Consider the following 26,424-nt stretch of genomic DNA (forward strand, 5'->3'; position numbering starts at 1 on the left):
CGATTGGCGGCACAAATGCGGTCATGAATTGTTACGCATGATGACGTGCGCCGCGTCAGACCGCCGGGATCAGTCCGCCAGCATGGCGCCGACGTCGGCCTGCGCGACGATTTCGCCGTTAACCTTGGCGTCGCCGTGAAACCACCACATGTCCCGCCGCCGCGTGACCAGCTTCATATGATAATGGATGATGTCGCCCGGGCCGGTCGGCTTGCGAAACTTGCACTTGTCGATGGTCAGAAAATACACGGCGGTCGGCCGATCGGTCTCGGTCGACAACATGCCGATCACGCCTGCGGTCTGCGCCATGCCTTCGATCATCAGGACGCCCGGATAGATCGGACGATTGGGAAAATGACCCAGGAATTGCGGTTCGTTGGCTGAGACGTTCTTGATGCCGATCCCGCTGAAATCCTTGCGGATGTCGATCACCCGGTCGATCAGGAGCATGGGATAGCGATGCGGCAGTGTCTTCAGGATCTGCCCGATGTCCACGGCCTCGATGGTGATTGGCGCCTGCTCGTCCATTATGTCTTTTCCTCGTCGCCCGCCCCGGACGGCTTCGATTTCGATTTCGCGCTGCCTTCCCGGCCGAGACGTTCGATCTCAAATAACTCACGAAAGAACTGCTTGATCGGTTTTGCCGGCGAGCCGCCCCAGCGCACGCCCGGAGGCACATCGCCGACCACGCTGCTTCGCGCCGCGATCATGGCTCCGTCTCCGATCGTCGCATGATCACTCACACCGATCCGCGCCCCGAGGACAACCCCGTCGCCGAGCGTGGAGCTGCCCGCGATTCCGCTCTGGCTGACCACAATGCAGTTTCGCCCGATGGTGACGTTGTGGCCGATCTGGACGAGGTTGTCGATCTTGCTGCCCTCGCCGATGACCGTGTCGTTCAGGGCGCCCCGGTCCACAGTCGTGCCGGCGCCGATCTCCACCCCGTTCTGGATGATGACGCGGCCCGCCTGCGGCACCTTCAGATGCCCCTTCGCGCCGGGCATATACCCAAAGCCGTCCTGACCGATCCGGCAGCCCGGATGAATGATGACCTCGTTGCCGATCAGCGCGCACAGCACCGTCGCGTTCGCGCCGATGTTGCAGTCCCGGCCGATCCGGACACCCGCGCCGATCACGGCCCCCGACCCGATCACGGTTCCGGACCCAATTTCGACGTCCGGCCCGATCACCGCCAGCGGGTCGATCACCACCCCATCCTCCAGGTGAGCCGACGGATGCACCACCGCGCCCGCCGCAACGCCGCCATTGTCGAACCACGAGGCGGGCCGCAACGTATCGGGGTATAGCGCCCGCATCGCCGCAACAAACGCCCGGTACGGCTCTGCGACGCGCAGGACGGCCACGTGTAGGGGAACGCTCCCCTCCATGCGCTCATTCACCAAGCACGCGCCTGCGTGCGTCTGTTGGAGTTGGGCCGTGTATTTCCGGCTTTCACAGAATGTGAGGTGGCCGGGCCCCGCGCGATCAAGCGAGGCGGCGCCCGTGACGATCCGGTCTGCGCATGATGGATCGGCAAGCGTGGCCCCCGTCAGGGTGGCCAGATCCGCCAGCGTCACGGGTGACGGGCGTTTAAAGAATGTCCTCTGCGCCATTCCACCCGCCGCGGTCAGGGAAATGCACTTTCCCGCGACTGGAACTCCGGCTCGCTGAGGGAAAATGCCTGCAACAAATAATGCAGCGGATACCGAATGGAGTTTCGGTATCCGCCTTATGCGAAGTGCGAGTCCGATCCGAACTCAGAATGAGGTACCGCCGCCGAACCGGAATTCCTGCACGCGGTCATTCGCACCCTTGGTCAGCGGAACCGCGTAATCGAAGCGCAGCGGACCGAATGGCGACTGCCAGATCAGGCCGACACCGACCGATGAACGCACCACCATGCCGTTGGAAGCAATGTCCATGCACTGGTTCTGGGCATTGATCAAAGGCGTGCTGTTACACGACGCTCCGATAACGCCTGATGTCACTCCCTGATAGTCCCACAGCGAACCGGCGTCGGCGTAAACCGCGCCCTTCATGCCGATTTCCTTGGGCAGGAACCAGAACGGCATCTGCAATTCGGCTGACGCGCCCCAATACTTGGTACCACCAAGTGCGTCCATATAAGTGCCCTGCGTGATATCGCGCGGACCGATACCAACCGGCGCGAAGCCGCGAACGAGATTCGGACCCATCTGGAAGTGATCCAGCATGCGAATGCCGCTGCCCGTGTCGGTCAGCACACCGCCCTGCAGGCGCAGGACGCCGACGATGTCGGACACGACCGGTGTGTACAGCTTAACGTCACCCGTGGTCTTCAGATAGCTGACGTCGCCGCCGACACCGGCGAAATCCTGCGCCAGAGTCGCGAGAAGACCGCTGGTTGGGTTCTTGTTGTCGTCGAGCGTGTTGTAGGCCAGCGTGTATCCGATGGCCGACGTCGTCACCGCGCCGTTGTTAAGCCCCTGCTTCACAGCAACCGAAGCTTCGCCGTCCGCGAAACAGTTATTGCCACCGACCGCAAACGGACCGGGAATAACTCCACCCGGTGGGGAGGCCGCACTGCCACCGGCGTTGAGATAGGCGGGAGTCGGGTAGTACAACGATGATCCGAAGTCGTTGTTACAATTCGTCAGATAATACGGCAGCGTGATCTTCTGCTGCGAGATCGAGTAGCGCAGCTGAAGGTTCAGGTCTTCACGAAGCTGGAAGCCGAGGCGCGGGCTGAAACCGATCGACTGCGAATCGTACGACACGTAGCTCGAGGCGAGCTGCTTGCGCTGATAGAAGTCGAGACCGAGCGCGACGCGATAGCCGAGCAGATACGGCTCGACGACCGACAGCGAGTAACCCTGCACGCGCTGGCCGTACTGAACGGCTGCCTTCGCGTACAGACCGCGTCCCAGCAGGTTTCGTTCCGAGATGCTGACTTCGCCAAGCAGGCCGTCCGCGGTCGAGTAACCGCCGGACACGGAGAAGTCGCCGGTCGACTTCTCTTCGAGATCGACGTTCAGAACGACGCGGTCGCTGGACGATCCGGGTTCGGGAACGATCTTGACGGTCTTGAAGTAGTCGAGATTCTTGAGGCGGCGCTCGGCGCGATCGACCAGCGCGCGGTTGTAGGCGTCACCTTCGGAAATATCGAACTCGCGGCGAATGACGTAGTCGCGGGTTCGCGTGTTTCCGCGAACATTGATTCGCTCGATGTAAGTGCGCGGGCCCTCATCGATGGCGAACACAATTGAAACCGTGTGCGCTTCGAAGTTGCGGTCGCCGCGCGGTTTCACCGTCGCGAATGCATAGCCGCGCCGGGACGCCTCGATCGACATCTCCTCGACGGACTTTTCAACGGCCTCGGCGTTGTACACCGAGCCGATGCTCACACGAGACAGCGGGCGGAATGCGTTTCCGTCGAGCGTCGAGATGCTGGATTGGAACTCGACCGAAGCGACACGGTACTGCTGGCCTTCCTCGATCTTGAAGGTCACGAGGAATCCCTTGCGCTCGGGATCATACTCGGTCAGCGCGGCAACGATCTGAATGTCGGCGTAGCCGTTCTTCAGGTAGTAGCGGCGCAAAATATCACGATCGGCCTCGATGCGGTCCGGATCATAGACGTCGTTGCCGCCGAGGAAGCTGAGGAAGTTGCTTTCGCGGGTCTTGATCACGTCCTTCAGGCGATAGGACGAAAACGCCTGGTTGCCGATGAACTCGATCGACTTGACGCCGGTTTTCGCACCCTCGGTGACCTCGAAGACAAGGTCGACGCGGTTGTTCGGCTGCTCGATGATTTTCGGTTCGACCCGGACATCGTAACGGCCGCTGCGGCGATAGATTTCGGTAATGCGTGCGGTGTCGGCCTGAACCATCGCGCGCGACAGCGTTCCGCGGGCCTTCGACTGGACTTCGGCCGAGAGTTGCTCGTCCTTGACCTTCTTGTTGCCTTCGAAAGCGACGCGCCCGATGACGGGGTTTTCGACAACCACGACGACGAGACGTCCGCCGGCGTTGTTGATCCTCACGTCCTGAAACAGGCCGGTTTCGACCAGGGCCTTCAGCCCGTCATCGATACGGGCGCTGTCCAGACGCCCGCCGGGGCCTGGTTTGAAATAGGAGCGGATGGTGTCGGCTTCGATACGGCGATTGCCTTCGACCCCAATGGACGCCGCGGTCTGGGCGGCAGCCTGAGACGACACAAGCGTCGCCGTCGCCACAGCGGCGACCGGCAAAGCAACCATGACCAGGGCAGCGACCAGGCCGCCCCGTAGCACTCGCATTCCAACCATCATGCGCCAGGCGCCCTTGTCATTCCAAAGCCGACCCGTTTCCGGACCGGGAGATTCCCCAATGTTGCACCGCTTGTAGCCAATTTTGCCAAATGGGCAAACGACCTTTCGCGGCGCAATTCCAATTTCCCAACAAGACGTTGCTGTTCGGCCACGCCTGTAAAAAAGCCGCAATCAGGACGCGGCGAGATGCAGGATATCGTTGTAGGTCGCGAAGATCATCAGCATCAGCACCAGAGCCAGCCCGACCCGGAATCCAAGCTCCTGCGACCGCTCCGACAGCGGCTTCCCGCGGATCGCTTCCACGGCGTAGAACAAAAGGTGTCCACCATCGAGAAGCGGCACCGGAAACAGGTTGAGAAGGCCAATGGAGACCGACAGTACCGCAGCCAGGTGAATCAACGCTGAAAGACCGATGGTGGCCACCTGCCCCGAGATCTGGGCGATCCGGATCGGGCCGCCGACCTGGTCCGCATTCTCCCGGCCGGTGAAGATACCGCCGATATAGGAGACCGTCCGGTCCACCACGAACCAGGTCTCCTTGACGCCCAGCCAAACAGCGGTCGCCGGATTCACTGGTTGGGTGATGGTGTCCCCCGGCCCCGATGCGCGGGTGATTCCGAGAACGCCGACACGATGGACGTTGCCGAAGCTGTCCTTGATGTCGCGCTGCTGCGGCGTGCCGGTCAGTTTGATGACCTGATCACCGCGCTTCACCGTGAACACCAGTGGCGTACCCGCCTTGGTGCTGACGATCCGCTGCATCTGGGTGAAGCTTTCGATGGCAGTGCCGTCGATAGCGGCGACGACGTCTCCCGACTTGAACCCGGCCGAAGCGGCGGCGCTGTTTTCCTGAACGGTATCGACGCGCGCGGTCTGGCTCGGCTTGCCGAAGAACGTGAACAGCGCGGCGAAGATGACAATCGCAAGGATAAAGTTCGCGATCGGACCCGCAGCGACAATCGCGGCGCGCGCTCCGACCTTCTTGTGATGGAAACTGACGTTGCGTTCGGCCTCGGTCATCGTCTGGAGCGTGTCGGACGACGGCGTGCTGGCCTCCGACTCGTCACCAAAGAACTTGACGTAACCGCCGAGAGGAATGGCCGACACCTTCCAGCGGGTGCCGTGGCGGTCGTTGAACCCGAACAGTTCCGGGCCGAAACCGAGCGAGAACGTGAGGACCTTTACCCCGCACCAGCGCGCGACAAGGAAATGGCCGAGCTCGTGAAAGAACACGACGATGGTGAGGACAAACAGGAAGGGGATAATGTAGCCGATCAGGCCATGACTCAACGTACTGAAACTATTCAGGAAAAAATCCACAAGCCTATCCCTCACCAGCAAGCCGCATGGCCCCGTCCCCAACCTACTAGGATGCCTTTAAGGCAATTTGAGGCAAGAGGGCGGCAGCACTATTTCGCGCGATATGGTCAACGGAAATCGCGTCATCCGCGCTTGCCAGCGGCGCCAGATTTCCGCTCCGTACCCAGTTGTTCAGCGTCGCCTCGACCAGCTGCGCGATACCGCCGAAGCGGATCTTTTGCGCGACAAATGCCGCCACCGCGACCTCGTTCGCAGCGTTGTACACGGTTGTCGCGCCATTGCCTGTGCGGAGCGCGTCGTAAGCGAGTTTCAACCCCGGGAACCGGGTGTAGTCCGGCGCTTCGAACGTGAGCGAGCCGATCTTGGCAAGGTCCAGCGTCGCGGCGCGGCCGACGATGCGATCGGGCCAGCCGAGGCAATGCGCAATCGGCGTGCGCATGTCGGGGGTGCCGAGTTGCGCCATTACTGAGCGGTCCGAGAATTCCACCATGCCGTGAACGATGGACTGCGGATGCACCAGCACATCGATCTCGTCCGGCGACAGCGCGAACAGATAAGAGGCTTCGATGACCTCGAGGCCCTTGTTCATCATCGACGCGGAATCGATGGTGATTTTCTGCCCCATGGTCCAGTTCGGATGTTTCAGCGCCTGCGCAAGTGTCGCCTGCTCGATGTCGGCGGCTTTCCACGTGCGGAACGGACCGCCGGAGGCTGTGATGATGACGCGCACGAGTTCGTCGCGGTTGCCGGAGGCCAGCGCCTGAAACAGCGCGTTGTGCTCGGAATCCGCCGGCAGGATGCAGGCCCCTGCTTTCAGCGCGCGGTCCATGAAGAAGTCACCGGCACAGACGAGGCATTCCTTGTTGGCGAGCGCGATGGTCGCGCCGCGATCCGCCGCCGCCAGCGCAGGCTTCAGCCCCGCAGCGCCGCTGACCGCCGCCATGACCCAGTCGGCCGGCCGTTCCGCGGCTTCGATAATGGCGCTGTCGCCCGCGCCATGCGCGATGCCCGTTCCGGCCAGCGCGTCGCGCAGTTGACCGAGCAGCGAAGCATCCGCCACCGCCACGTAGCGCGCGTTGAATTCCTTCGCGAGCTTGACCAGCGCGTCTACATTGCTGTTCGCGGTCAGCGCTTCGACCTGATAGCGCTCCGGCGAGGCGCGCAGCAGATCCATCGTGCTGTCGCCGATGGAACCGGTGGCGCCCAGCACCGTCACGCTGCGCAGGGCGGACGCGGCAGGCTTGTCGTTACGCAACGGAACTGCATTCATCTCATCACCAAACCATGAAACCGCGACCGACGCCATCGAGGCCGCCGCGCATAAAGCCAATAACCGCGGCGACAACAATCGCCACAACGAAACCGTCGAGCCGGTCCAGCAATCCGCCGTGACCGGGAATGATCTGGCTCGAATCCTTGACGCCGAACGTGCGCTTGATTGCGGATTCGAACAGGTCGCCGAGTTGCGAAACAACCGACAGCACCGTGCCGAGCAGCAGCAATGGAAGCATCTTGCCGAAACCGAGCAACGCGAAAATAGCAGCGACCGCGAGACTCAGCACCAGTCCGCCGACCGCGCCCGCCCATGTCTTCTTCGGGCTGACGCGCGGCCAGAGCTTCGGTCCACCGATGCCTCGTCCCGCGAAGTAACCGCCGATATCGGTCATCCACACGACCAGCAGCACGAAGATGAGCGCGACAAATCCGAAGTCCGCATCGAGGCGTACCAGAACGGACGCGACAAGCGCCGCCGCCGCATATACCAGTCCGCTCGTGACCCAGAGGCGCCGACCGCGCGCAAGAATTGCCAGCAACACAAGTCCCGCCGCGATGACCGCAAGCGTCACATCAAGGCGTCCGCCCCCGAGAAACGGCCCGGCGATCACGAGCGCGACAATTCCAACCGCCGCGACGATGCGGTTGTGCGACGCGCCGACGACCATCAGCCATTCGAAGTAAAGCAACGCTGCTGCCGCCGTCACAAGGCAGACCCACGGCCAGCCGCCGGCCCACGCAATTGCAATGGTCAGCGGCGCAAGCACAAGCGCCGCGATCACGCGCATAAAGAGATTGCTCGAGCCTTTGACGGAATCCGGTGTGGGGGTCGTATCCGGCGTCACGCCGCTCACGATCCGGTTTTCGCGACCAGGCCGCCGAAACGGCGCTCGCGGGTCGCGTATTCGGCAATCGCGCCTTCCAGCGCGGCCTTGTCGAAGTCCGGCCAATGGACAGGGACGAAAACCAGTTCGCTGTAAGCGGCCTGCCACATCAGAAAATTCGACAGGCGCTGCTCGCCACTGGTGCGAATGATCAGGTCGGGGTCCGGAATATCCGGCGCATCGAGCGCACGGCCGAGAGTTTCGGGCGTGATCGTGGAAGGATCGCGCTTGCCCTCTGCGACTTCTCGCGCGAGCCGTTGCGCGGCGTTGGCGATTTCCTGCCGCGAGCCGTAGTTGAAAGCCACGACCAGCGTGAGGCGGTCGTTGTTTCGCGTGAGTTCTTCGGCTTCGGTCAGGAGCGCACAAATATCGGACTCCAGCCCCTCGCGTTCGCCGATCACGCGAACCCGCACACCGTCGGCATGCAGCGTCGCGAGATCGTTGCGAATAAACCGGCGCAGCAGACCGAACAGATCGCCGATCTCGCTCGCAGGGCGCGACCAGTTCTCCGAGCTGAACGAGAAGATCGTCAGATAGGAGATGCCGAGTTCGCCGGTGGCGCGGACCACCTTGCGCAGCGCCTCGACACCGCGGCGGTGTCCCTCGGCGCGGGGCAATCCCCTCGCCGCCGCCCAGCGTCCGTTGCCGTCCATGATGATCGCGACATGCCGCGGCGCATCGGCACGATCCGATGGCTCTGGCTTTGGCATGGCGCCGTTGGACATTCGCGCGATCTCTTAAACGGTGAGGATTTCTTTTTCCTTGGTGCCGAGCAGCTTGTCGATGTCGGCAATCGCGGCGTCGGTCGCCTTCTGCACGTCGTTCGAAAAACGCTTCTCGTCGTCTTCCGAAATCTGGTGATCCTTTTCGGCTTTTTTCAGCACGTCGAGTCCGTCGCGGCGGACATGACGAACCGCGACGCGCGCGGCTTCGGCATACTTGTGCGCGACTTTCACCAGTTCCTTGCGGCGCTCTTCGTTGAGTTCGGGAATCCGCAGGCGGATGACCTGACCTTCGGTCGCGGGGCTGAGGCCGAGGTTTGAATTGACGATCGCGGTCTCGACGGCCTTCACCATCGATTTGTCCCAGACCTGCACCGACAGGAGGCGCGGCTCGGGCACGCTCACGGTCGCGACCTGATTGAGCGGCATATGGCTGCCATAGGCTTCCACCTGGACGGGTTCGACCATCGAGATCGCAGCACGTCCGGTGCGCAGTCCGCCCAGTTCGTGCCTGAGCGCACTGATCGCGCCTTCCATCCGGCGCTTGAGATCGTTGATATCAAAGTTCGCGGCGGCCATATGATGCTACTCCTTCAAGTCTGACGCGGCCCACTCATCGACCGCACCCTGTATCTTGTTGTTCGAACACGGGCTTTTTCGCTCGCGCCGTCGATGGCTGCGCGGCGTCAGCCGGAAACGATTGTGCCCTTGCCCTTGCCGCTCAGGATGGCGCCGATGGAGCCCGGCTCCGCGATCGAGAACACGATGATAGGCAATGATGTTTCGCGGGCAAGCGCGAAGGCCGTGGCGTCCATCACCTTATAGCCGCCCTCGACCGCCTGCGAATGGCTCAGCCGGTCAAACCGCTTGGCGGATTTGTCCTTCTTCGGGTCGGCGCTGTAGACGCCGTCCACATTGGTGGCCTTGAGTACCGCCTGCGCGCCGATTTCCGATGCGCGAAGGACAGCGGTCGTGTCGGTGGTGAAGTACGGATTGCCCGTGCCGCCGGCGAGCAGCACGATGCGGCCCTCGGCGAGGTATTTGTGGGCTGCGCTGCGCGTAAACAGTTCGCTGATCTGCGGCATGACGAAAGCGCACAGCGAGCGGGCCGACTGGCCCTTGCGCTCGAGCGCGGATTCGAGCGCAAGGCAATTCATAACGGTGGCGAGCATTCCCATCGTGTCGCCGGTGGTGCGGGAGACGCCGCGCGAGGAAACTTCAACGCCGCGAAAAATGTTGCCGCCGCCGACGACCACGGCGATTTCGACGCCAAGCTCGCGCGCCTTGATGATGTCGCTGGCGATGCGGTCGATGGTGGGCTGGTGAATGCCGAAGGACTGGTCGCCGGCGAGATACTCGCCGGAGACCTTGATCACAACACGTCGGTAAGCCGGTTCACCCATGCGATCGCTCACTCTCTCGAATTGAGCGCATTCCGGAGCAAAACGACTTTGCTGAATGCGCTCAGAATCTCGACCGACGCGCGCGGATGTCGTTACCCCTGGCCTGCAGCGGCAGCGACTTCAGCGGCGAAATCGGATTCCTGCTTCTCGATTCCCTCGCCCAGAGCATAGCGCACAAACCCGGTGACCTTGATAGGTCCGCCGACTTTGCCCTCAGCCTCCTTCACGGCCTGCGCCACTGTCTTGGCGCTGTCGTGAATGAAAGCCTGCTCCAGCAGGGTAACTTCCTTGTAGTAGGTCTTGAGGCCCGATTCGACGATCTTCTCGATCATGGCGTCCGGCTTGCCCTGCTGACGGTATTTGTCCGCCATCACGTCCTTCTCGCGGCGCACGGCTTCAGGATCGAGGCTCGCTGCGTCCAGCGCCTGCGGATTCGAAGCAGCGATGTGCATGGCGATCTGGCGGCCGAGGGTCGCGAGTTCGTCCTTCTTGCCGGTCGATTCGAGAGCGACGATCACGCCCATCTTGCCGAGGCCGTCGAGCACCGCGTTGTGGACGTAGCTCGCGATGACGCCGTCCTTGACGGACAGTTCGGCCGCGCGGCGCAGCGTCATATTCTCGCCGATGGTGGCGATCGCATCCTGAATGGCGCGGTCGACCGTGAGGTCGCCGACGGGAGCCGCCTTGATCTTCTCGACGTCGGCGCCCGCCTTGAGCGCAACCTGCCCGATCATCTTGACGAGGCCCTGGAACTGTTCGTTGCGCGCAACGAAGTCGGTCTCGGAATTGACCTCGACGACAACGCCCTTGGTGCCCGCGGTGATGGCCGCGATCAGGCCTTCGGCTGCGACGCGGCCGGCCTTCTTGGCGGCCTTGGATAGACCCTTCTTGCGCAGCCAGTCGATGGCGGCTTCCATGTCGCCGTTGGTCTCGTTGAGCGCCTGCTTGCAGTCCATCATGCCTACGCCGGTCTTCTCGCGCAGATCCTTGACTAATGCTGCTGTGATCGTTGCCATCGTCGGATGTCCTTTGCCTCTGCGGGCCGCGCGGCGCAGCATGTGCTGGCAAGCCGGGTTCGACGCGCAGGATTACATATAAGCTCGCGCGTATTCAGGTCGCACTTGTGCGGAACACGCGCCGTCCGGGGAAAGACGCGGCCGGATCAACCGGCCGCGCGAGAGGTGTGAGGCTTATTCCGCTTCCGCGGTCAGCGCCTTCGACTGGGCGACCCAGCCATCGGCACGTGCCGGAAGACCGACTTCTTCGCCGATCTTGTGGGCGGTATCGTGATCGAGTTCGGCCAGCTGCCAGTAGTGGAAGATGCCGAGATCGTTGAACTTCTTCTCGATCGCGCCCGACACGCCTGTGAGCTTCTTGAGGTCGTCGGCGACGCCGCGCGGACCCGCAAGCCCCTGAAAACCGACAGGTGCTGCTTCAATGGCTTCCGGAACCGGGTTGGCCATCGCGCCGATGTCGATGCCAGAGCCACCCTGTGCACGGGAGATGCCGTCGATCACCGCGCGCGCGATGAGATCGCAATACAGCGAGATCGCGCGGCCGGCGTCGTCGTTGCCGGGAACCACGTAGGTGATGCCCTTCGGATCGCAATTGGTGTCGACGATCGCGGCGACCGGAATGTTGAGGCGCTGGGCCTCCTGGATCGCGATGTCTTCCTTGTTGGTGTCGATCACGAAGATCAGGTCGGGCAAGCCGCCCATGTCCTTGATGCCGCCGAGCGAGCGGTCGAGCTTGTCACGTTCGCGCGTCAGTGTGAGGCGCTCTTTCTTGGTGTACTGCGAGCCTTCACCCGAGCCGAGCATCTCGTCGAGCTGGCGCAGGCGCTTGATCGAGCCGGACACCGTCTTCCAGTTGGTCAGCGTGCCGCCGAGCCAGCGCGAGTTGACGAAGTACTGTGCGGAACGCTTCGCGGCTTCCGCCACGCCGTCCTGTGCCTGACGCTTGGTGCCGACGAACAGCACGCGGCCGCCCTTGGCGACGGTGTCGCTGACAGCCTGCAGCGCGCGATGAAGCAACGGCACGGTCTGCGCGAGGTCGATGATGTGAATGTTGTTACGGGCACCGAAGATGTAATCCGCCATTTTCGGATTCCATCGATGAGACTGGTGACCAAAGTGAACGCCAGCTTCCAATAGCTGACGCATCGAGAATTCAGGTAACGCCATAGTTCTATTCTCCGGTTGGTTCCTCCGGAAGCGTGTGAGCACTACGAACCAACGACAAAAGTCTCGGCCCGGCGTGCCACCGGACGGCCTTTAAGAGCCATGCTTCCGTGTGAGATGCGCGGCTTATACCCACGCGACCATGGTTAAGCAAGCAAATCCGGCCGATTTCACGGCGGAAGTCCCGCCGGTTACGGCGAGACGAAGTGCTCGGTCTGAGCCCTCAACCTGGCGGCTTGCCGGGTCTTGCGGCCGGTGCGGGCCGGGCAGCCGGGGCGGCACGGGGAGCCGGAGCCGGACGCGGGGCCATCTGTGGCCGCGGCGCCATTTGAGGCCTCGGAGCCATCTGAGGCCGGGGCGCCATTTGTGGCCGTGGAGCCATTTGCGGCCGTGGCGCCATCTGGGGCCTCGGAGCCGCCGCCGGGCGCTGGAACTGCGGCCGTTGGATTTGAGGCCTCTGGACCTGTGGCCGGGGGGCTGTCTGGGGCCGGGACGCTGTCGGCGGACGCTGGAATTGCGGCCGGGTCCGGCCCTCCGGCCGCTCAGGGCGGATTTGCGGCCGCGCGGACGGTCCTGACGGCGCGACAGTTCCCGGTCGCTCGGATGGCCGCGCGACATCGGGCCGGGCCGCCGAACCCCGGTCGATCCGTCCCGGACGACCGTCGCGTCCCGGCTGGGGACCGGTCACGCCGGGTGTCGGCAAGGCGTTAGGGCCGCCTGGCCGCGCATTCCTGTCCGGCCGCGCACCGGGACCCGCTCCCGGGGTTTGACCCGGCAGCACGTTGCCGGGGCGAAGGTTGTTACCCGGTCTGGCTGAGTCACCCGGTTGGCCCTGCCCCGGACGACCCGGCCGATCGCGACCCGGAAGCACGCCCGCAGGCGCAGCCACCTTGCCCTGACGGATCAGGTTTGCGCGGCGCGTGGCTGATGGCGGCAGAGCCGGCGCAAACGCGGGACGCGTTGTCGCCGCTATGCCATCACGTCCTCCCGGACGGCGGCCACCGGGTCGCGCCGCGTCGAGCGACGGTGGACGCCGGTTGATGATGTTCTGAATGACGTTCGTGTTGTGAATGTTGGTGAACAGGAAACGGTTGCGCGGCGGCCGCACGTAAATCGGCGCACGGATGTAAATCGGAATCGGAATGAACACCGGCTGCGGCAGATAGTACACATCGTCGTAATAAAGCGGCGGATCGAGCACGATGAAATCATCCGGCGGCGGCGGCAGGAAGAACACCGCGATCGGCGGCGGCGGCGCGAAACCAAACACCGGATCGTCGAACATCAGATAGGGCCGATCGATATATTCGTACTCATATTCCGGCGGCGGCGGCAGGTCATAGGCGTACTCGTCGAACGCCGGCGGCGGCTCGAGCGCAGCAGCGATATTGGCCAGCCTGCGGCGCGCATCGGCGGCGTGCGGGCCTTTCGGATAGCGCTTTAGATAGGACCAGTACGATTGCTGCGTATTTGCGCGGTAGGTCTGCCGCCATGTGATTGCTTCGCGGCGCGCGGCAACGATCGCCCTCACCCGCTTCGCCATCGGATCGTCGGGATAGGCCGCAAGAAAGGCCTCGTAGTCCGCAATCGTATCGCGTTCGAGCGCGGCTGTGTAAGCATCCTGCGCGCCGAGATCGCGGATCGGCTTTGAACGCGCGGCGGCGCCTTGATCGGCCTGAAGCGGCGGCGCATCGGGCGCACGCTCGAAGAACATGAACTCGCCTTCGAGCTTCTGCGCATCCCATGGCACCTGCGCGCCCTTGGTCACATCGTTGACGCGTAGCCGCGTACGGTTGAAAACTTCGGGCAGCGAAATGCCGCCGGTGCGGATCATTTCCGCCAGTGCCTGCGCATAAGGACCGTAGTTGCCCGTCGGAGACGGTGCGACCGTTCCGGGTGCCGCGTTGAATGCGATCAGGCTCCTGGGCTCAGGCTCGATCAGCGCAAGACCACCGGCCAGCGGCTGGCCTTCCTTGGCGAACGGATGACTGTAGGCGGCGTCGAGAACGACGACTGTCGCCTTCAGTGGCAGCGCCGACAACTGGCGCATGTAATCGCCGACGCGCAACCCTTCGACCGGCACGTCCGTGTCGCGTGCCATGTTCGCATCGACCGGCGCAAAGTAATTCTCGCCCGCGAGCTGAAGGCCGTAGCCTGCGAGATAGACGACCGCGACGGTGTCCGGTCCGGCCTTCTTCGCCTTGTCGATGAAATCACGGAAGGTCTGGCGCAGCGTCTCGCCGTCGAGATCGCGCGCGCCGACAACGTCGAAGCCTGCCGCCTGCAATGTCTGGGCGATTAGGCCGGCATCATTCGCAGCCGTCGCCAGTGGAGACCCCTGATAGTTGCCGTTGCCGATCACCAGCGCGATGCGATCCTGCTGCTTCGCTTGCGCCGAAGGATTTGGGGTCTGCGCTGCCAATGGCGACGCCACGGCGGCGGCCACCATGAGCACCGCGACCTTCAAGAGCCTGAGAATCCCGCGCATCGAAACAGTCCCTCGTTCAGCCCATCGCACACAGTCAATTCCGTGCCGCATGAACATTGGTTGAACGAAAAACAGTCGAAATAAGGCGATGTGTTCGCCTGCGCAAAATCGTCACACGGTCTGCACGTCCACCACGCCGGAGACAGCCTTGAGCGCGCCGGCAATCTGCGGCGAAACGCGGTACTTGCCCGGCAGTTTCAATTCCACCTCGGTTTCGAGATCGAGCATCATCACCAGCGTGACTTCGCCGTCGCTCGCACCTGCCGATGCCGGCGCCGGTTTGGTTTGCTGGAAGCGGCCTGCACCACCCGCCGGTGCCGCGGCATGGCCCACCAGTCGCTTCTCGATCGATTCGAGCGGCTTGTCGTCGCGCACGAAAATGCGCAGTCCCTTCTGCGTCTTGGCCGCGGCATCGTCGAGCGGTTCGGCGTGCAGCACCCGCGCGCGCACGTCTTCGCCCTGAAGTTCCGCGCCGAGCTGCATGAGAACAGCGGAGCCCGGCTCAAGAACATCGCGATACTGCGCCAGTCCTTCCGAGAAAAGCACCGCTTCAAAATGGCCGGTCGGGTCGGACAATCCGATGATGCCCATCTTGTTGCCGGTTTTCGTGCGGCGCTCCATCCGCGACACCACTGTCGCGGCGACACGCCCTGCCGTCGCGCCCGTTTTGACCGCGCGGGAGAACTCGCTCCATGACTGCACACGCAGACGCTTCAGTACGGTCGCGTAGTCATCCAGCGGATGGCCCGACAGGAAGAAGCCGATGGCGTCGTATTCACGGCGCAGGCGGTCCGCCGGCAGCCATGGTTCCAGATTGGGAAGCACGATGCTCGGCGCATCCGCCGAACCGCCGAACATGTCGTTCTGTCCGCTGGTCGATGCTTCGTGGCCGCGCTGGCACGCCGCGACGATGGCGTCCGCGCCCGCGAACACCCGCGCGCGATTGGCGTCGATGGTGTCGAAGGCGCCTGCCGCCGCGAGACTTTCCACGACACGCTTGTTGATGGCGCGCGGATTCACACGCGCGGCGAAATCGGCCAGCGACGTGAACGCGCCTTCTTTCCGCGCCTCGACGATGAGATCGACAGCATGGCCACCGACGCCCTTCAGCGCGGCGAGCGCGTAATAAATCGTCTTGTCGTTGACTTCGAACGTCGCGCCCGAGCGATTGACCGACGGCGCTTCGACCTTGATGCCGAGCCGTTGCGCTTCCGCGCGGAATTCCGACAGCTTGTCGGTGTTGTTCATGTCCAGCGTCATCGACGCGGCGATGAACTCCACCGGATAATGCGCCTTCATGTAGGCGGTCTGGTACGACACCAGCGCGTAGGCCGCTGCGTGGCTCTTGTTGAAGCCGTAGTCGGCGAACTTCGCGAGCAGCTCGAAGATAACCTCGGCCTGCCCTTTCGGCACGCCGTTCTTGACGGCCCCCGCGACGAAACCGGCGCGCTGCTTGTCCATCTCGGCGCGGATCTTCTTGCCCATCGCGCGGCGCAGCAGGTCGGCGTCGCCGAGCGAGTAGCCCGCCATGACCTGCGCGATCTGCATCACCTGTTCCTGATAGATGACGACGCCGAACGTTTCCTTGAGGATCGGCTCCAGCATCGGATGCAGGTATTCAGGCTCCTCGTCACCGTGCTTGCGCGCACAATAGGTCGGGATGTTCGCCATCGGACCCGGGCGGTACAGCGCGACCAGCGCGATGATGTCCTCGAAACGGTCGGGGCGCATGTCCACCAGCGCGCGCCGCATGCCCTGACTTTCAACCTGGAACACGCCGACCACTTCGCCGCGCGCCAGCATCTCGTAACTCGGCTTGTCGTCGAGCGGCAGCGTCGCGAGATCGACCTCGACCCCGCGCTGCTTCAGGAGCTTCACCGCGACATCGAGCACGGTCAGCGTCTTCAGACCGAGGAAGTCGAACTTCACCAGTCCCGCCGGCTCCACCCACTTCATGTTGAACTGCGTGACCGGCATGTCCGATTTCGGATCGCGGTACATGGGCACGAGTTCAGAGAGTGGCCGGTCGCCGATCACGATGCCGGCGGCGTGGGTCGAGGCATGACGCGTCAGGCCCTCGAGACGCTGCGCGATGTCGAAGGCGCGGGCCACCACCGGATCTTCATCGCGAAACGCCTGCAACTTGGGTTCGCTGGCGATCGCCGCCGACAGCGTCACCGGTGCTGCGGGATTTTGCGGCACCAGCTTGGTGAGCCGGTCCACCTGTCCGTAAGGCATCTGCAGCACGCGGCCGACGTCGCGCAGCACGCCGCGCGCCTGCAGGGTTCCGAACGTGATGATCTGGCCGACCTGTTCGCGGCCGTAGCGGTCCTGCACATAGCGGATCACCTCGCCGCGGCGGTCCTGACAGAAGTCGATGTCGAAGTCCGGCATCGACACGCGCTCGGGATTGAGAAAGCGCTCGAACAGCAGGCCGAAACGGATCGGATCGAGGTCGGTAATCGTCAGCGCGTAGGCCACCAATGAGCCCGCGCCCGAACCACGGCCCGGGCCGACGGGAATCCCCTGAGCTTTCGCCCATTTGATGAAGTCCGACACGATCAGGAAGTAGCCCGAATAATTCATGCGGGTGATGACGTCGATCTCGAACGCCAGACGCGCGCGGTACTCTTCCTCGGACACGCCCTGGGCCAGACCGTGGGTCGCAAGACGTCCCGCCAGTCCTTCCTCGGCCTGACGGCGTAACTCGGCGCCCTCCTCACCTTCCGCATTATCCGAATTGGCACTTCCGACAACCGTGAAGCGCGGCAGGATCGGCTTGCGCGTCTTCGGGCGGAACGCGCAGCGTTTCGCGATTTCGACGGTGGAGGCTAGCGCCTCCGGCAAGTCGGCAAACAGCACGGCCATTTCGGCGCGAGTCTTGAAGCGATGATCAGGGGTCAGCTGGTTGCGGTCGGTCTCCGAGACCAGCCGCCCGCCCGCAATACAAAGCAGCGCGTCGTGCGCTTCGTAATCGTCGGCGGTTGCGAAATACGGCTGGTTGGTCGCGACCAGCGGCAGGTTACGCGCGTAAGCCATGTCGATCAGGACGGATTCGCAGCGGCGCTCGCTCTCAAGTCCATGACGCTGCAATTCAATATAAAGCCGGTCGCCGAACAAGTTCGCCAGCACGTCGCAGCGCGCCTGCGCCAGCGCGGGCTGATCGGCGACGATCGCCTGCGCGATCGGCCCGTCCGGTCCTCCGGTCAGCGCGATGAGGCCGCCGGTCTCGCCTTCCAGCCACTCAACCTTGATGTGAGGCGCCTGATTGACCGGCGTGTCCTGAAACGCGCGGGAGTTCAGTTTCATCAGGCTGCGATAGCCGTCTTCATTGGTCGCGAGCAGGACGATGCGCGCGGGTGCGAGCGCGTTGCGCGCCGTGATGTCCTGATCGCCGAAATCGACCGACACCGCACAGCCGGTAATAGGCTGGATGCCGTAGCCGGCGATCTTCTCGGAAAATTCCAGCCCACCGAACATGTTGTCGTTGTCGGTCAGCGCCAGCGCGGGCTGACGGTCGGCCTTGGCGAGTTCCGCCAATTTGGCGATCGTCATCGAACCTTGCAGCAGCGAATAGGCCGAATGAACGTGCAGATGAACGAATCCGGGATCCGACGCGGACAATTTCGACGGTACGTTTTTGGACATGCTTACCTTGGCAACCTTCGCAAACGCGATTCATCGGTGGATGAACAGCCTGCGATGCAGAGCGACTAGGAAAAGCCGGCGACTCCGGGAGCCGCGACTCAGAGAGACTGATGGTGGTGCCTTGAGCAGTGGGTGTCCACGCGGAACACGCCGACCTGTCGGTCCATCATCCTTATCCCCAGCCTCTCGGCATTCTCGAACATTCCCGAGGATGCGAGCTTTACATCTGAGGAATGACTTGCGCCCAGATCGCGATCATTCCAACGAAAAGCACCAGCGAGGTCAGCGCAGCGGCTTCTTCCACGAACGTCTTCAACATGATCCAACTCCTCATCGGTCTATGAGAACGTAATAAGAACATTGTTCCTTATTTGTTCTCAAAGTCAAGCAGGGACCAACACCGGAAAAGCCGCTGAAACCAACAAAGCTAACGACTCGTAAATTGGCGTCAGGGGCAGCCGTGCGACGCCGTTGCGCGCGAACGTGAGTTGACCACGCAGGCTTGAACCGCTTTGTGTGGGACAAATACCAACGGAGAGTCGGCAGTCAGCCGAACAGGAGATCCCAATGCGAACTTTGATTCTGGCTGCAGCGGCTATCGGCGCCGCCTTGACCTTTCAGCCTTCCGCCGCCGAGGCGCGCAACCTTCCGTTCTGTCTCTTCAGCCCGAACACCTCGGATCGTGGCGATTGCAGCTACTACACCTACGCACAGTGCATGATCACGGCCTCTGGGCAGCGCGCCTACTGCGACCGGAACTATTTCTACCAGGGCGGCTATGACGAGCCGGATGACCGGATTTATTCACGCAGGCGCCGGTCGTACTGATCAATCGGTACTCTAACGGCGCTCACCTAACAGCGTTCAGTCGAGTTCGACGACGTGGCCGTCCTGAAGCGACACACGGCGGTCCATCCGTGCAGCCAGATCCATATTATGCGTCGCGATCAGCATCGCGACGCGCGTCGCCTTCACAAGCTGCGTAAGCGCCTTGAACACATGATCCGCGGTATGCGGATCGAGATTCCCGGTCGGCTCATCGGCGAACAGAACCCGCGGCGCATTGGCGACCGCGCGGGCAATCGCCACGCGCTGCTGCTCGCCCCCTGACAATTCCGCCGGCCGATGCGTTACGCGATCTGCCAGGCCGAGATAGGCCAGGATTTCCTGCGACCGCTTGATGGTTTCCTTCTTCGGCAGGCCGCGGATCATCTGCGGCATCATCACATTCTCAAGCGCGGAGAATTCCGGCAGCAGCCGGTGCGACTGATAGACGAAACCGATGTCGGTGCGGCGGATCTGCGTGCGCTCTGAGTCCGACAATCCGGACGTCGCGGTCCCGCCGACATAGACCTCGCCCTCGTCGGGCTGCTCCAGCAGCCCTGCGATGTGCAGCAGCGTCGATTTTCCCGTACCGGACGGTGCGACCAGCGCGACCGACTGGCCTTCCCACAGCGCCAGACTTGCGCCGTCGAGAATGGTCAGCGTCGCTTCGCCCTGTTTGTACCGCCTGCGGACGTCGTGCAGATACACGACCGGAACGCCATTTTCCCCCTGCTCCATCTGTGCGCTCATTCGTATCTGAGAGCTTCGATGGGATCGAGGCGCGCGGCGCGCCACGACGGATACAGCGTCGCCAGAAACGACAGCGTCAACGCCATGATGACGACTGCCGCGGTTTCCCCGACATCGACCTCAGCCGGGAGCTTGGACAGGAAATACAGTTCCGGCGAGAACAGTTCGGTGTTGGTCATCCACGAAATGAACTGCCGGATCGATTCGATGTTCATGCAGATCAGCAGCCCCAGCAGAAATCCGACGAGAGTCCCGACCACGCCAATGGCCGCGCCGGTGATCAGGAACACCCGCATCACCGAGCCTTGCGACGCGCCCATGGTGCGCAGGATCGCGATGTCGCTGCCCTTGTCCTTCACCAGCATGATGAGGCCGGAGACGATGTTCAGCGCGGCCACCAGCACGATCAGCGTCAGGATCAAGAACATCACGTTGCGCTCGACCTGCAAGGCATTGAAGAACGTGGAATTGCGCTGTCGCCAGTCGACCAGAAAGATCGGCCGCTGCGCCGCTTCGGTCACCGACTTTCGGAAGACGTCGATCTTGTCGGGATTGGTCGTGTAGACCTCGATGGCGGTCACGTCATTGGCGCGGTTGAAATAGGCTTGCGCTTCGACCAGCGGCATGAAGACGAACGAGGCGTCGTACTCGGACATCCCGATCTCGAACACCGCCGCGACCTTGTAGGGCTTGATGCGCGGCGTCGTGCCCATGGGCGTCACCGCGCCGCGCGGCGCCACCAGCGTGATGCTGTCCCCGGCGCGCAGCGACAATTGATCCGCGAGGCGGCGGCCGATCGCGACACCCTGCCCCTCGTCGAAGCCTTCCAGCGTGCCCTGCTTGATGTTCTTGGTGATCGACGTGACGCTGTTGAGGTCCTGAGCCCGGATACCCCGGACGAAAACGCCCGACGCATTGAACGGCGACGACGCCAGCGCCTGTCCGTCCACCACCGGAGCCGCGAGGCGAATCCCGTCGACCCGGCTGATGCGCTCGGCCACTTCCTTCCAGTCCGTCAGCGGCGATTCCAGCGGCTGCACAACCACATGGCCGTTGAGGCCGAGAATCTTGTCGAGCAATTCCTTGCGGAAGCCGTTCATCACGGCCATCACGATAATGAGCGTCGCCACCCCGAGCATGATCCCAAGGAACGAAAATCCGGCAATGACCGAAATGAACCCTTCCTTGCGCCGCGCCCGCAGATAGCGGGACGACAACATCCATTCGAATGGCGCGAAAGGTGGGGTCCGAACTGGCTCGCTCATGTTGGTTCCATGGTTCGGATTTTCACACGAATCGGGCGAATTCTAGTCTCGTGCCGCAGTAACTGCGACACGGCCGGTACATAAATCGGTGTATGACTTAAGGCGCGAAGCGATTGATCGCGTCGTCAAGGCTCATGAACTCACGCGATCCGTCGCTGCGGCGCTTGATTTCGACCTTGCCCTCGGCGAGCCCCTTCGGCCCGATCAAAACCTGCCAGGGAATGCCGATCAGGTCGGCAGTGGCGAATTTACCGCCCGGCCGCTGGTCGGTGTCGTCGTACAGAACATCCACGCCCTTGGCCGTCAGCGCCGCATAGAGCTTCTCGCAGGCCGCGTCGGTATCGCTGCCGCCCTGCTTGAGATTGAGAATGGCGATCCGGAACGGCGCCACCTCTTCCGGCCACTGAATGCCGTTCTCGTCGTGGCAGGCCTCGATGATCGCGCCCACCAGACGCGACACGCCGACGCCGTAAGAGCCGCCATGAACCGGCTTCTCCGCGCCGTCGGGACCGGACACGACCGCTTTCATGATGTCGGAGTATTTGGTGCCGAAGTAGAAAATCTGCCCGACCTCGATACCACGGGTCTGCACCCGCTTGTCGGCCGGCACCTCGCGCTCGTAGCGCGCAGCATCGTGAACGTCCTCGGTGGCGGCGTAGAGATCCGTCCACTGCTTGATGATCGGCGTGAGATCGCCGTTGTAATCCACGCTCGCGTCCGGCACCGGCAGGTCGAGCACGTCCTTGTTGCAGAACACCCCGGACTCGCCGGTCTCCGCCAGCACGATGAACTCGTGGCTGAGATCGCCGCCGATGGGTCCGGTCTCGGCGCGCATCGGGATCGCCTTCAGGCCCATGCGCGCGAAGGTGCGCAGGTAAGCCACGAACATCCTGTTGTAGGATAGCCGCGCCGCCGCCTCGTCGATATCGAACGAATAGGCATCCTTCATCAGGAATTCGCGGCCGCGCATCACGCCGAAACGCGGACGCTGTTCGTCGCGGAATTTCCATTGAATATGATAGAGGTTGAGCGGAAGGCTCCGGTAAGACTTCACGTAAGCCCGGAAGATCTCCGTGATCATTTCCTCGTTGGTCGGCCCGTACAACAGCTCGCGCTTGTGGCGGTCGGCAATGCGCAGCATCTCCGGCCCGTAGGCGTCGTAGCGTCCGCTCTCGCGCCACAGATCGGCGAGTTGCAGCGTCGGCATCAGAAGCTCGATCGCCCCCGCGCGGTCCTGCTCCTCACGCACGATCTTTTCGATCTTTTTCAGCACCCGTAAGCCGAGCGGCAGCCACGCATAGATGCCGGCCGCTTCCTGCCGCATCATGCCGGCGCGCAGCATCAGCCGGTGCGACACGATCTCCGCCTCTTTCGGCGTCTCCTTGAGAATTGGCAGAAAAAAACGCGACAATCGCATGGGATCACTCAGGGTTTTCGATTGGTCAGGGAATCGGCAGCGAAGCCTAGGAACCTTTTCAGTGAAAGCGGATCAAATGGCAAAACACAAGAGGAAGCATGGGTGTGGTTTTTGGGGGATTTGCGGTTCCCTCCACCCATGGTAACAGCCTGATGGGGTTTAAAATGGGTGCAGCACGGATCAGAACGATTGGACGATGGGCTGCGTTTGTCGCAGCCTATGCGCTCGTCTTCAACGTGATGCTGACCAGCGCGCTGCTGGCCAAGGTTTCCCCTCTCAAGCTCGATGCCCTGCACGAACTGTGTCTCAATGGCGCTTCGTCGCCGGCAGATGCAGGCGGCGGTACCGATGACGGCAAGCCGATCATCCGCTGCCCGCTGTGTGTCTCCAGCGCAGCAGCAGTGGCTGACCTGCCGCATACCCCCGCGCTGGCCATCCGTATCGCGTTGCAGGTTTTCTTCGAGCCCGTGCGCCACGATGACGGCATCGCGCGCTTCGCGGTCCTCGATCACCAGCCCCGCGGCCCTCCCCACCTGAGCTGACGACCAGCGCTTCGGCGCATCCGTTCAATCGTCAACGTCACTGGTGGGACTAAGTCCATGTTTTCCGTATCCCTACGGGCGCACAGCATTCTGCTGGCGTCCGCATCCATCGCAGCCGTGATGACTGCCGCGCAATCTCATGCGCAGACCGCGCCGCAAACGCTTCCGACGGTGAACGTCGAAGCCGAGAGACAGGCTCGTCCCGTCACAGATCGAGGAGCACGCCCGACCAATCCTCAACCCGCTGCGGCTTCGACCACACCGGCCGCATCGGGTCCTGCGACGCCCGGACCGCTGGGCGTGAAGACCGCCGAACAGGCGCGTCAGGAGATTCAGCAGACACCCGGCGGAGTCGCGGTCGTGTCAGCGCAGGAGTACCGGAACAACTCCGTCGCCAGCACGATCAAGGATGTTCTGGGATATGTCCCCGGCGTATTCGCACAGCCGAAATGGGGCGACGACACCCGCCTTTCGATTCGCGGATCGAGCCTGTCGCGCAATTTCCATTTGCGCGGCGTGCAGCTCTATATGGACGGCATTCCGATCAACACGTCCGACGGCTACGGCGATTTCCAGGAGATCGACCCGACCGCTTACAAGTATGTCGAGGTCTTCAAGGGCGCGAATGCCCTGCGGTTCGGCGCGAATTCGCTCGGCGGCGCGATCAATTTCGTGACGCCGACCGGCCGCGATGCCGGCGTCAACAGCGCGGGCATCGACATGGGCGCGTTCGGCTATCGCCGCTTTCAGGGCAGCGTCGGCGGCGCCAACGGCCCATGGGATGCGTTCTTCACGGCGTCGAACCAGAGCGCCGAGGGCTTCCGCGATCACAGTTCCGGCCACAGCACCCGCGCCAGCGGCAACATCGGCTATCAGTTCTCGCCGGACTTCGAGACGCGCTTCTACATCAACGCCAACGACATACGGCAACGCATCCCGGGCTCAGTGACCAAAACCTCGGCTTTGACTTCGCCCGAGACAGCCGCTCCCGGAAACCTCACCGGCGACCAGCAGCGCAACATCGACAGCGTGCGCCTCGCCAACAAGACCACAATCCGGTTCGACGCCACCACGGTCGAGTTCGGCGCGTTCGCGGTGGACCGCCACCTGATGCATCCGATCTTCCAGTGGCTCGATTACCAGTACAAAGACTACGGCGGCTTCGCCAAGGCGACCGACGAGCGGCTGATCGGCGGCTTCCGCAATCGCTTCATCGCCGGCGTGAATGTCGTCAACGGCACTATCGACAACCAGCAGTACGCGAACATCGGCGGCTATAAGGGCGCGTTGCTCTCGTCATCGGTCGACAAGTCGAAGAACACATCGGTCTACGTAGAGGATTCGTTTTACTTCCTGCCGAACGTCGCCGCGATCGGCGGCACCCAGTTCCTGTACGCCACGCGCGATCGCACGGCCCGGTTCGGCGCGACATCAAGCGGTTCGACGGAATTCAATCTATGGAGCCCGAAGGCCGGGTTGCTCTGGGACATCGACCCGACATGGCAAGCCTTCGCCAACATCTCGCGCAGCGCCGAGGTGCCGAGTTTTGGTGAAAGTTCGGCCGCGCCCGCGATCCCGTTTAATCTGATCCGGCCGCAGACGGCGACCACCTATGAGGTCGGCACACGTGGACGGCGTCCTGACCTGACCTGGGAGCTCACCGGCTACCGCGCCGAGATCAAGAACGAACTGCAATGCATGTATGGCGCGCCCGGTCAGTGCAACGTGGTCAATGCGGACCGCACGATTCATCAGGGGATCGAAGCGGGACTCGGCGTTGCGGTTTTCAAGAACATCTTCAGCAACATTCCCGGTGCGGACAAGGTGTGGGTCAACCTCGCCTACACCTACAACGACTTCCGCTTCGACAACGATGTGACCTTCGGCAACAACCAGCTTCCCGGCGCGCCGCGTCACTTCCTGCGCGCAGAGTTGCTCTACAAGCACACCAGCGGGTTCTACATCGGGCCGAACATCGAATGGGTGCCGCGGGCCTATTACGTCGACAACGCGAATACGTTCACGTCCGACGCCTACGCCATCTGGGGACTGAAGGCCGGTGTCGATGACGGCAAGTACGCGATCTATCTCGAGGCGCGCAACATCGCGAACACCGCCTACATCGCAAGCTCGAGCATCGCGCGCACGGCAAATGCCGCATCTCCGCTGTTCGAGCCCGGCACAGGGCGCGCGGTCTATGCCGGAATGCGCGTCAAATGGTAGTTCCGCACCTTCCTCGTCCAACCCTCAACCGGGTCTGGTACAAAATGCGAAAATCGCCGGTTTTCAGCATGGTTTTGAGCTATTTGTGCAGTGCCGCAAAAGTAGACATTTAGTGCTGAAAAACGTGACAAGGCAGAATCCTTCGGCTACAAAATCCCGTCAGCGCGATGCGGCTAATCGTCGTATTCCGCTGGTGGTCCAAGTCTCGGGAGGAGCCCCTGGCGCGCACAAGCAGCGTCGCCCCGTTCAATCAAGGATAAATCCAAATTTATCGGGGAAAATAGGGTCGACACGATTTTTGAGCAGGGCTTTGGCCCTGCTCTTTTTTCTTTGAGATGTGTTTCTGCGGATCAGTGTTCGCGCAATGCGCGTGGAAGATTCGCGAACGTGCGCTGCGAGCGACGAGCGCATTATACTGCATGTCGGCTAAAGCACCTCGGCGGCGCGCAGCATCCCGCGTTAGAGCGGAATGCCCATCAGCTTCGTCAAGCGCTCGATGTTGAAATAGCCCGCCTTGAAAGCCGCCATTCCGGCCGCGAAGATCACAGCCGAAATCACGGTGGTCCAGAGCAGCTTGCGCGCCATGCGCGGCACGCTCGGAGCACCGGGATCGGTGCCCGCGATCTCCTCACCGTTTTCCATCTGGCTGCGCACGCCGAACGGCAGGACCGCAAACAGCACGACCCACCACAGCACAAAGTAAATCGCGAACGCGGTTGAGATCGAATAGACCATCAGCGTCTCGAATCCGTTCGTTTCATTTTGCAGCCCTCAGGACTGTTCGATTTCGACGAGCGCACCGGAAAAATCCTTCGGATGCAGGAACAGCACCGGCTTGCCGTGCGCGCCGATCTTCGGATTGCCGTCGCCGAGCACCCGCGCACCTTCCGCGATCAGTTGATCCCGTGCCGCGATGATGTCCGGCACCTCGTAGCAGATATGGTGGATGCCGCCGTCGGCGTTCCGGTCGACGAACTTCGCGATCGGAGAATCCTTGCCCAGCGGCTGGATGAATTCGATCTTGGTATTGGGCAGCGTCGCGAACACCGTGATGACGCCATGCTCGGGCAGCGGCACCGCAGCCGAAATCTCGGCGCCGAACGCCGTGCCGTAGATCTTCGCGGCTTTCTCGGCATCCTTTACCGCGATCGCCACATGATTGAGCCTGCCCAGCATCACTCTCTCCACAACAC

21 protein-coding genes are annotated in these 26,424 nt (G+C 62.6%); 3 read left to right on the forward strand and 18 right to left on the reverse strand.

What is annotated here, in order from left to right; all coding sequences use genetic code 11:
* Nucleotides 1-69: 69 nt before the first annotated feature.
* From fabZ to dnaE, 13 genes are all read right to left on the reverse strand, one after another.
* Nucleotides 70-528, reverse strand: a complete 459-nt coding sequence (gene fabZ, locus AC07UB_RS03295) for a 3-hydroxyacyl-ACP dehydratase FabZ (protein ID WP_492789049.1) — start codon at nucleotides 526-528, stop codon at nucleotides 70-72.
* Nucleotides 528-1,613 (reverse strand): UDP-3-O-(3-hydroxymyristoyl)glucosamine N-acyltransferase, encoded by a 1,086-nt coding sequence (lpxD, locus tag AC07UB_RS03300; protein ID WP_492789048.1) that lies wholly within the window; start codon nucleotides 1,611-1,613, stop codon nucleotides 528-530. Before lpxD ends, fabZ begins: the two co-directional genes overlap by 1 nt.
* 144 nt (nucleotides 1,614-1,757) lie before the next feature.
* Complete coding sequence (gene bamA, locus AC07UB_RS03305; protein ID WP_492789047.1) at nucleotides 1,758-4,289, reverse strand: outer membrane protein assembly factor BamA; 2,532 nt, start codon at nucleotides 4,287-4,289, stop codon at nucleotides 1,758-1,760.
* A gap of 171 nt (nucleotides 4,290-4,460) precedes the next feature.
* Nucleotides 4,461-5,609 carry an RIP metalloprotease RseP gene (rseP, locus tag AC07UB_RS03310; protein ID WP_492789046.1) on the reverse strand — a complete coding sequence of 383 codons (1,149 nt, stop codon included), beginning with the start codon at nucleotides 5,607-5,609 and terminating at the stop codon, nucleotides 4,461-4,463.
* A 46-nt stretch (nucleotides 5,610-5,655) separates the two neighbouring features.
* Nucleotides 5,656-6,879, reverse strand: coding sequence for a 1-deoxy-D-xylulose-5-phosphate reductoisomerase (dxr, locus tag AC07UB_RS03315; RefSeq protein WP_492789045.1), 1,224 nt, complete (start codon nucleotides 6,877-6,879; stop codon nucleotides 5,656-5,658).
* 4 nt (nucleotides 6,880-6,883) lie between these two features.
* Nucleotides 6,884-7,672 (reverse strand): phosphatidate cytidylyltransferase, encoded by a 789-nt coding sequence (locus AC07UB_RS03320; RefSeq protein ID WP_492792613.1) that lies wholly within the window; start codon nucleotides 7,670-7,672, stop codon nucleotides 6,884-6,886.
* 62 nt (nucleotides 7,673-7,734) lie between these two features.
* Complete coding sequence (locus tag AC07UB_RS03325; RefSeq protein ID WP_492789044.1) at nucleotides 7,735-8,493, reverse strand: isoprenyl transferase; 759 nt, start codon at nucleotides 8,491-8,493, stop codon at nucleotides 7,735-7,737.
* Between the two features lie 12 nt (nucleotides 8,494-8,505).
* The gene (gene frr / locus AC07UB_RS03330) at nucleotides 8,506-9,069 is read right to left on the reverse strand and encodes a ribosome recycling factor (protein WP_492789043.1); all 564 of its coding nucleotides are present in this window, start codon (nucleotides 9,067-9,069) and stop codon (nucleotides 8,506-8,508) included.
* 107 nt (nucleotides 9,070-9,176) lie between these two features.
* Nucleotides 9,177-9,893, reverse strand: coding sequence for a UMP kinase (gene pyrH, locus AC07UB_RS03335; protein WP_492789042.1), 717 nt, complete (start codon nucleotides 9,891-9,893; stop codon nucleotides 9,177-9,179).
* Between the two features lie 92 nt (nucleotides 9,894-9,985).
* A complete protein-coding gene (tsf, locus tag AC07UB_RS03340; RefSeq protein ID WP_494652159.1) occupies nucleotides 9,986-10,909 on the reverse strand; it encodes a translation elongation factor Ts in 924 nt (307 codons plus the stop codon).
* Nucleotides 10,910-11,083: 174 nt separating this feature from the next.
* Nucleotides 11,084-12,076 (reverse strand): 30S ribosomal protein S2, encoded by a 993-nt coding sequence (locus AC07UB_RS03345; RefSeq protein ID WP_492789040.1) that lies wholly within the window; start codon nucleotides 12,074-12,076, stop codon nucleotides 11,084-11,086.
* A 220-nt stretch (nucleotides 12,077-12,296) separates the two neighbouring features.
* Nucleotides 12,297-14,561, reverse strand: a complete 2,265-nt coding sequence (locus AC07UB_RS03350) for a caspase family protein (RefSeq protein WP_494652156.1) — start codon at nucleotides 14,559-14,561, stop codon at nucleotides 12,297-12,299.
* Between the two features lie 111 nt (nucleotides 14,562-14,672).
* Nucleotides 14,673-18,209: a DNA polymerase III subunit alpha gene (gene dnaE / locus AC07UB_RS03355; protein WP_492789038.1), complete on the reverse strand. Its 3,537-nt coding sequence runs from the start codon at nucleotides 18,207-18,209 to the stop codon at nucleotides 14,673-14,675.
* 567 nt (nucleotides 18,210-18,776) lie between these two features.
* Here dnaE and AC07UB_RS03360 point away from each other — a divergent pair.
* On the forward strand, nucleotides 18,777-19,037 hold the full coding sequence (locus tag AC07UB_RS03360) for a DUF3551 domain-containing protein (protein ID WP_492789037.1): 261 nt from the start codon (nucleotides 18,777-18,779) through the stop codon (nucleotides 19,035-19,037).
* A 36-nt stretch (nucleotides 19,038-19,073) separates the two neighbouring features.
* Here AC07UB_RS03360 and AC07UB_RS03365 read toward each other — a convergent pair whose 3' ends face one another.
* The 3 genes from AC07UB_RS03365 to proS all read right to left on the reverse strand — a co-directional run bounded on the left by AC07UB_RS03365 (nucleotide 19,074) and on the right by proS (nucleotide 22,466).
* Nucleotides 19,074-19,772, reverse strand: a complete 699-nt coding sequence (locus AC07UB_RS03365; protein WP_492792612.1) for an ABC transporter ATP-binding protein — start codon at nucleotides 19,770-19,772, stop codon at nucleotides 19,074-19,076.
* 8 nt (nucleotides 19,773-19,780) lie between these two features.
* Nucleotides 19,781-21,049 (reverse strand): lipoprotein-releasing ABC transporter permease subunit, encoded by a 1,269-nt coding sequence (locus AC07UB_RS03370; protein ID WP_492789036.1) that lies wholly within the window; start codon nucleotides 21,047-21,049, stop codon nucleotides 19,781-19,783.
* A gap of 97 nt (nucleotides 21,050-21,146) precedes the next feature.
* Entirely contained in the window at nucleotides 21,147-22,466 is a 1,320-nt protein-coding gene (gene proS / locus AC07UB_RS03375; RefSeq protein WP_492789035.1) for a proline--tRNA ligase, read from the reverse strand.
* Between the two features lie 98 nt (nucleotides 22,467-22,564).
* On the opposite strand from proS, the gene AC07UB_RS03380 reads away from it, so the two are divergent.
* Together AC07UB_RS03380 and AC07UB_RS03385 are read left to right on the forward strand one after the other, a co-directional pair.
* Nucleotides 22,565-23,008 carry a hypothetical protein gene (locus tag AC07UB_RS03380; protein ID WP_492789034.1) on the forward strand — a complete coding sequence of 148 codons (444 nt, stop codon included), beginning with the start codon at nucleotides 22,565-22,567 and terminating at the stop codon, nucleotides 23,006-23,008.
* A 57-nt stretch (nucleotides 23,009-23,065) separates the two neighbouring features.
* Nucleotides 23,066-25,231, forward strand: coding sequence for a TonB-dependent receptor family protein (locus AC07UB_RS03385; RefSeq protein WP_492789033.1), 2,166 nt, complete (start codon nucleotides 23,066-23,068; stop codon nucleotides 25,229-25,231).
* A 459-nt stretch (nucleotides 25,232-25,690) separates the two neighbouring features.
* Here the strand turns inward: AC07UB_RS03385 and AC07UB_RS03390 are convergent, their stop codons facing one another.
* Entirely contained in the window at nucleotides 25,691-25,966 is a 276-nt protein-coding gene (locus AC07UB_RS03390; RefSeq protein WP_492789032.1) for a DUF1467 family protein, read from the reverse strand.
* 36 nt (nucleotides 25,967-26,002) lie between these two features.
* Entirely contained in the window at nucleotides 26,003-26,407 is a 405-nt protein-coding gene (gene mce / locus AC07UB_RS03395; RefSeq protein WP_492789031.1) for a methylmalonyl-CoA epimerase, read from the reverse strand.
* Nucleotides 26,408-26,424: the final 17 nt, after the last annotated feature.

It is taken from the genome of Afipia sp. GW821-FHT04G03, assembly GCF_059419985.1.

Coding starts and splice junctions, on each gene's coding strand:
- fabZ (WP_492789049.1), bottom strand. CDS start 528: ATGGACGAGCAGGCGCCAATCACCATCGAGGCCGTGGACATCGGGCAG.
- lpxD (WP_492789048.1), bottom strand. CDS start 1,613: ATGGCGCAGAGGACATTCTTTAAACGCCCGTCACCCGTGACGCTGGCG.
- bamA (WP_492789047.1), bottom strand. CDS start 4,289: ATGATGGTTGGAATGCGAGTGCTACGGGGCGGCCTGGTCGCTGCCCTG.
- dxr (WP_492789045.1), bottom strand. CDS start 6,879: ATGAATGCAGTTCCGTTGCGTAACGACAAGCCTGCCGCGTCCGCCCTG.
- AC07UB_RS03320 (WP_492792613.1), bottom strand. CDS start 7,672: ATGCGCGTGATCGCGGCGCTTGTGCTTGCGCCGCTGACCATTGCAATT.
- AC07UB_RS03325 (WP_492789044.1), bottom strand. CDS start 8,493: ATGTCCAACGGCGCCATGCCAAAGCCAGAGCCATCGGATCGTGCCGAT.
- frr (WP_492789043.1), bottom strand. CDS start 9,069: ATGGCCGCCGCGAACTTTGATATCAACGATCTCAAGCGCCGGATGGAA.
- pyrH (WP_492789042.1), bottom strand. CDS start 9,893: ATGGGTGAACCGGCTTACCGACGTGTTGTGATCAAGGTCTCCGGCGAG.
- tsf (WP_494652159.1), bottom strand. CDS start 10,909: ATGGCAACGATCACAGCAGCATTAGTCAAGGATCTGCGCGAGAAGACC.
- AC07UB_RS03345 (WP_492789040.1), bottom strand. CDS start 12,076: ATGGCGTTACCTGAATTCTCGATGCGTCAGCTATTGGAAGCTGGCGTT.
- AC07UB_RS03350 (WP_494652156.1), bottom strand. CDS start 14,561: ATGCGCGGGATTCTCAGGCTCTTGAAGGTCGCGGTGCTCATGGTGGCC.
- dnaE (WP_492789038.1), bottom strand. CDS start 18,209: ATGTCCAAAAACGTACCGTCGAAATTGTCCGCGTCGGATCCCGGATTC.
- AC07UB_RS03360 (WP_492789037.1), top strand. CDS start 18,777: ATGCGAACTTTGATTCTGGCTGCAGCGGCTATCGGCGCCGCCTTGACC.
- AC07UB_RS03365 (WP_492792612.1), bottom strand. CDS start 19,772: ATGGAGCAGGGGGAAAATGGCGTTCCGGTCGTGTATCTGCACGACGTC.
- AC07UB_RS03370 (WP_492789036.1), bottom strand. CDS start 21,049: ATGAGCGAGCCAGTTCGGACCCCACCTTTCGCGCCATTCGAATGGATG.
- proS (WP_492789035.1), bottom strand. CDS start 22,466: ATGCGATTGTCGCGTTTTTTTCTGCCAATTCTCAAGGAGACGCCGAAA.
- AC07UB_RS03380 (WP_492789034.1), top strand. CDS start 22,565: ATGGGTGTGGTTTTTGGGGGATTTGCGGTTCCCTCCACCCATGGTAAC.
- AC07UB_RS03385 (WP_492789033.1), top strand. CDS start 23,066: ATGTTTTCCGTATCCCTACGGGCGCACAGCATTCTGCTGGCGTCCGCA.
- AC07UB_RS03390 (WP_492789032.1), bottom strand. CDS start 25,966: ATGGTCTATTCGATCTCAACCGCGTTCGCGATTTACTTTGTGCTGTGG.
- mce (WP_492789031.1), bottom strand. CDS start 26,407: ATGCTGGGCAGGCTCAATCATGTGGCGATCGCGGTAAAGGATGCCGAG.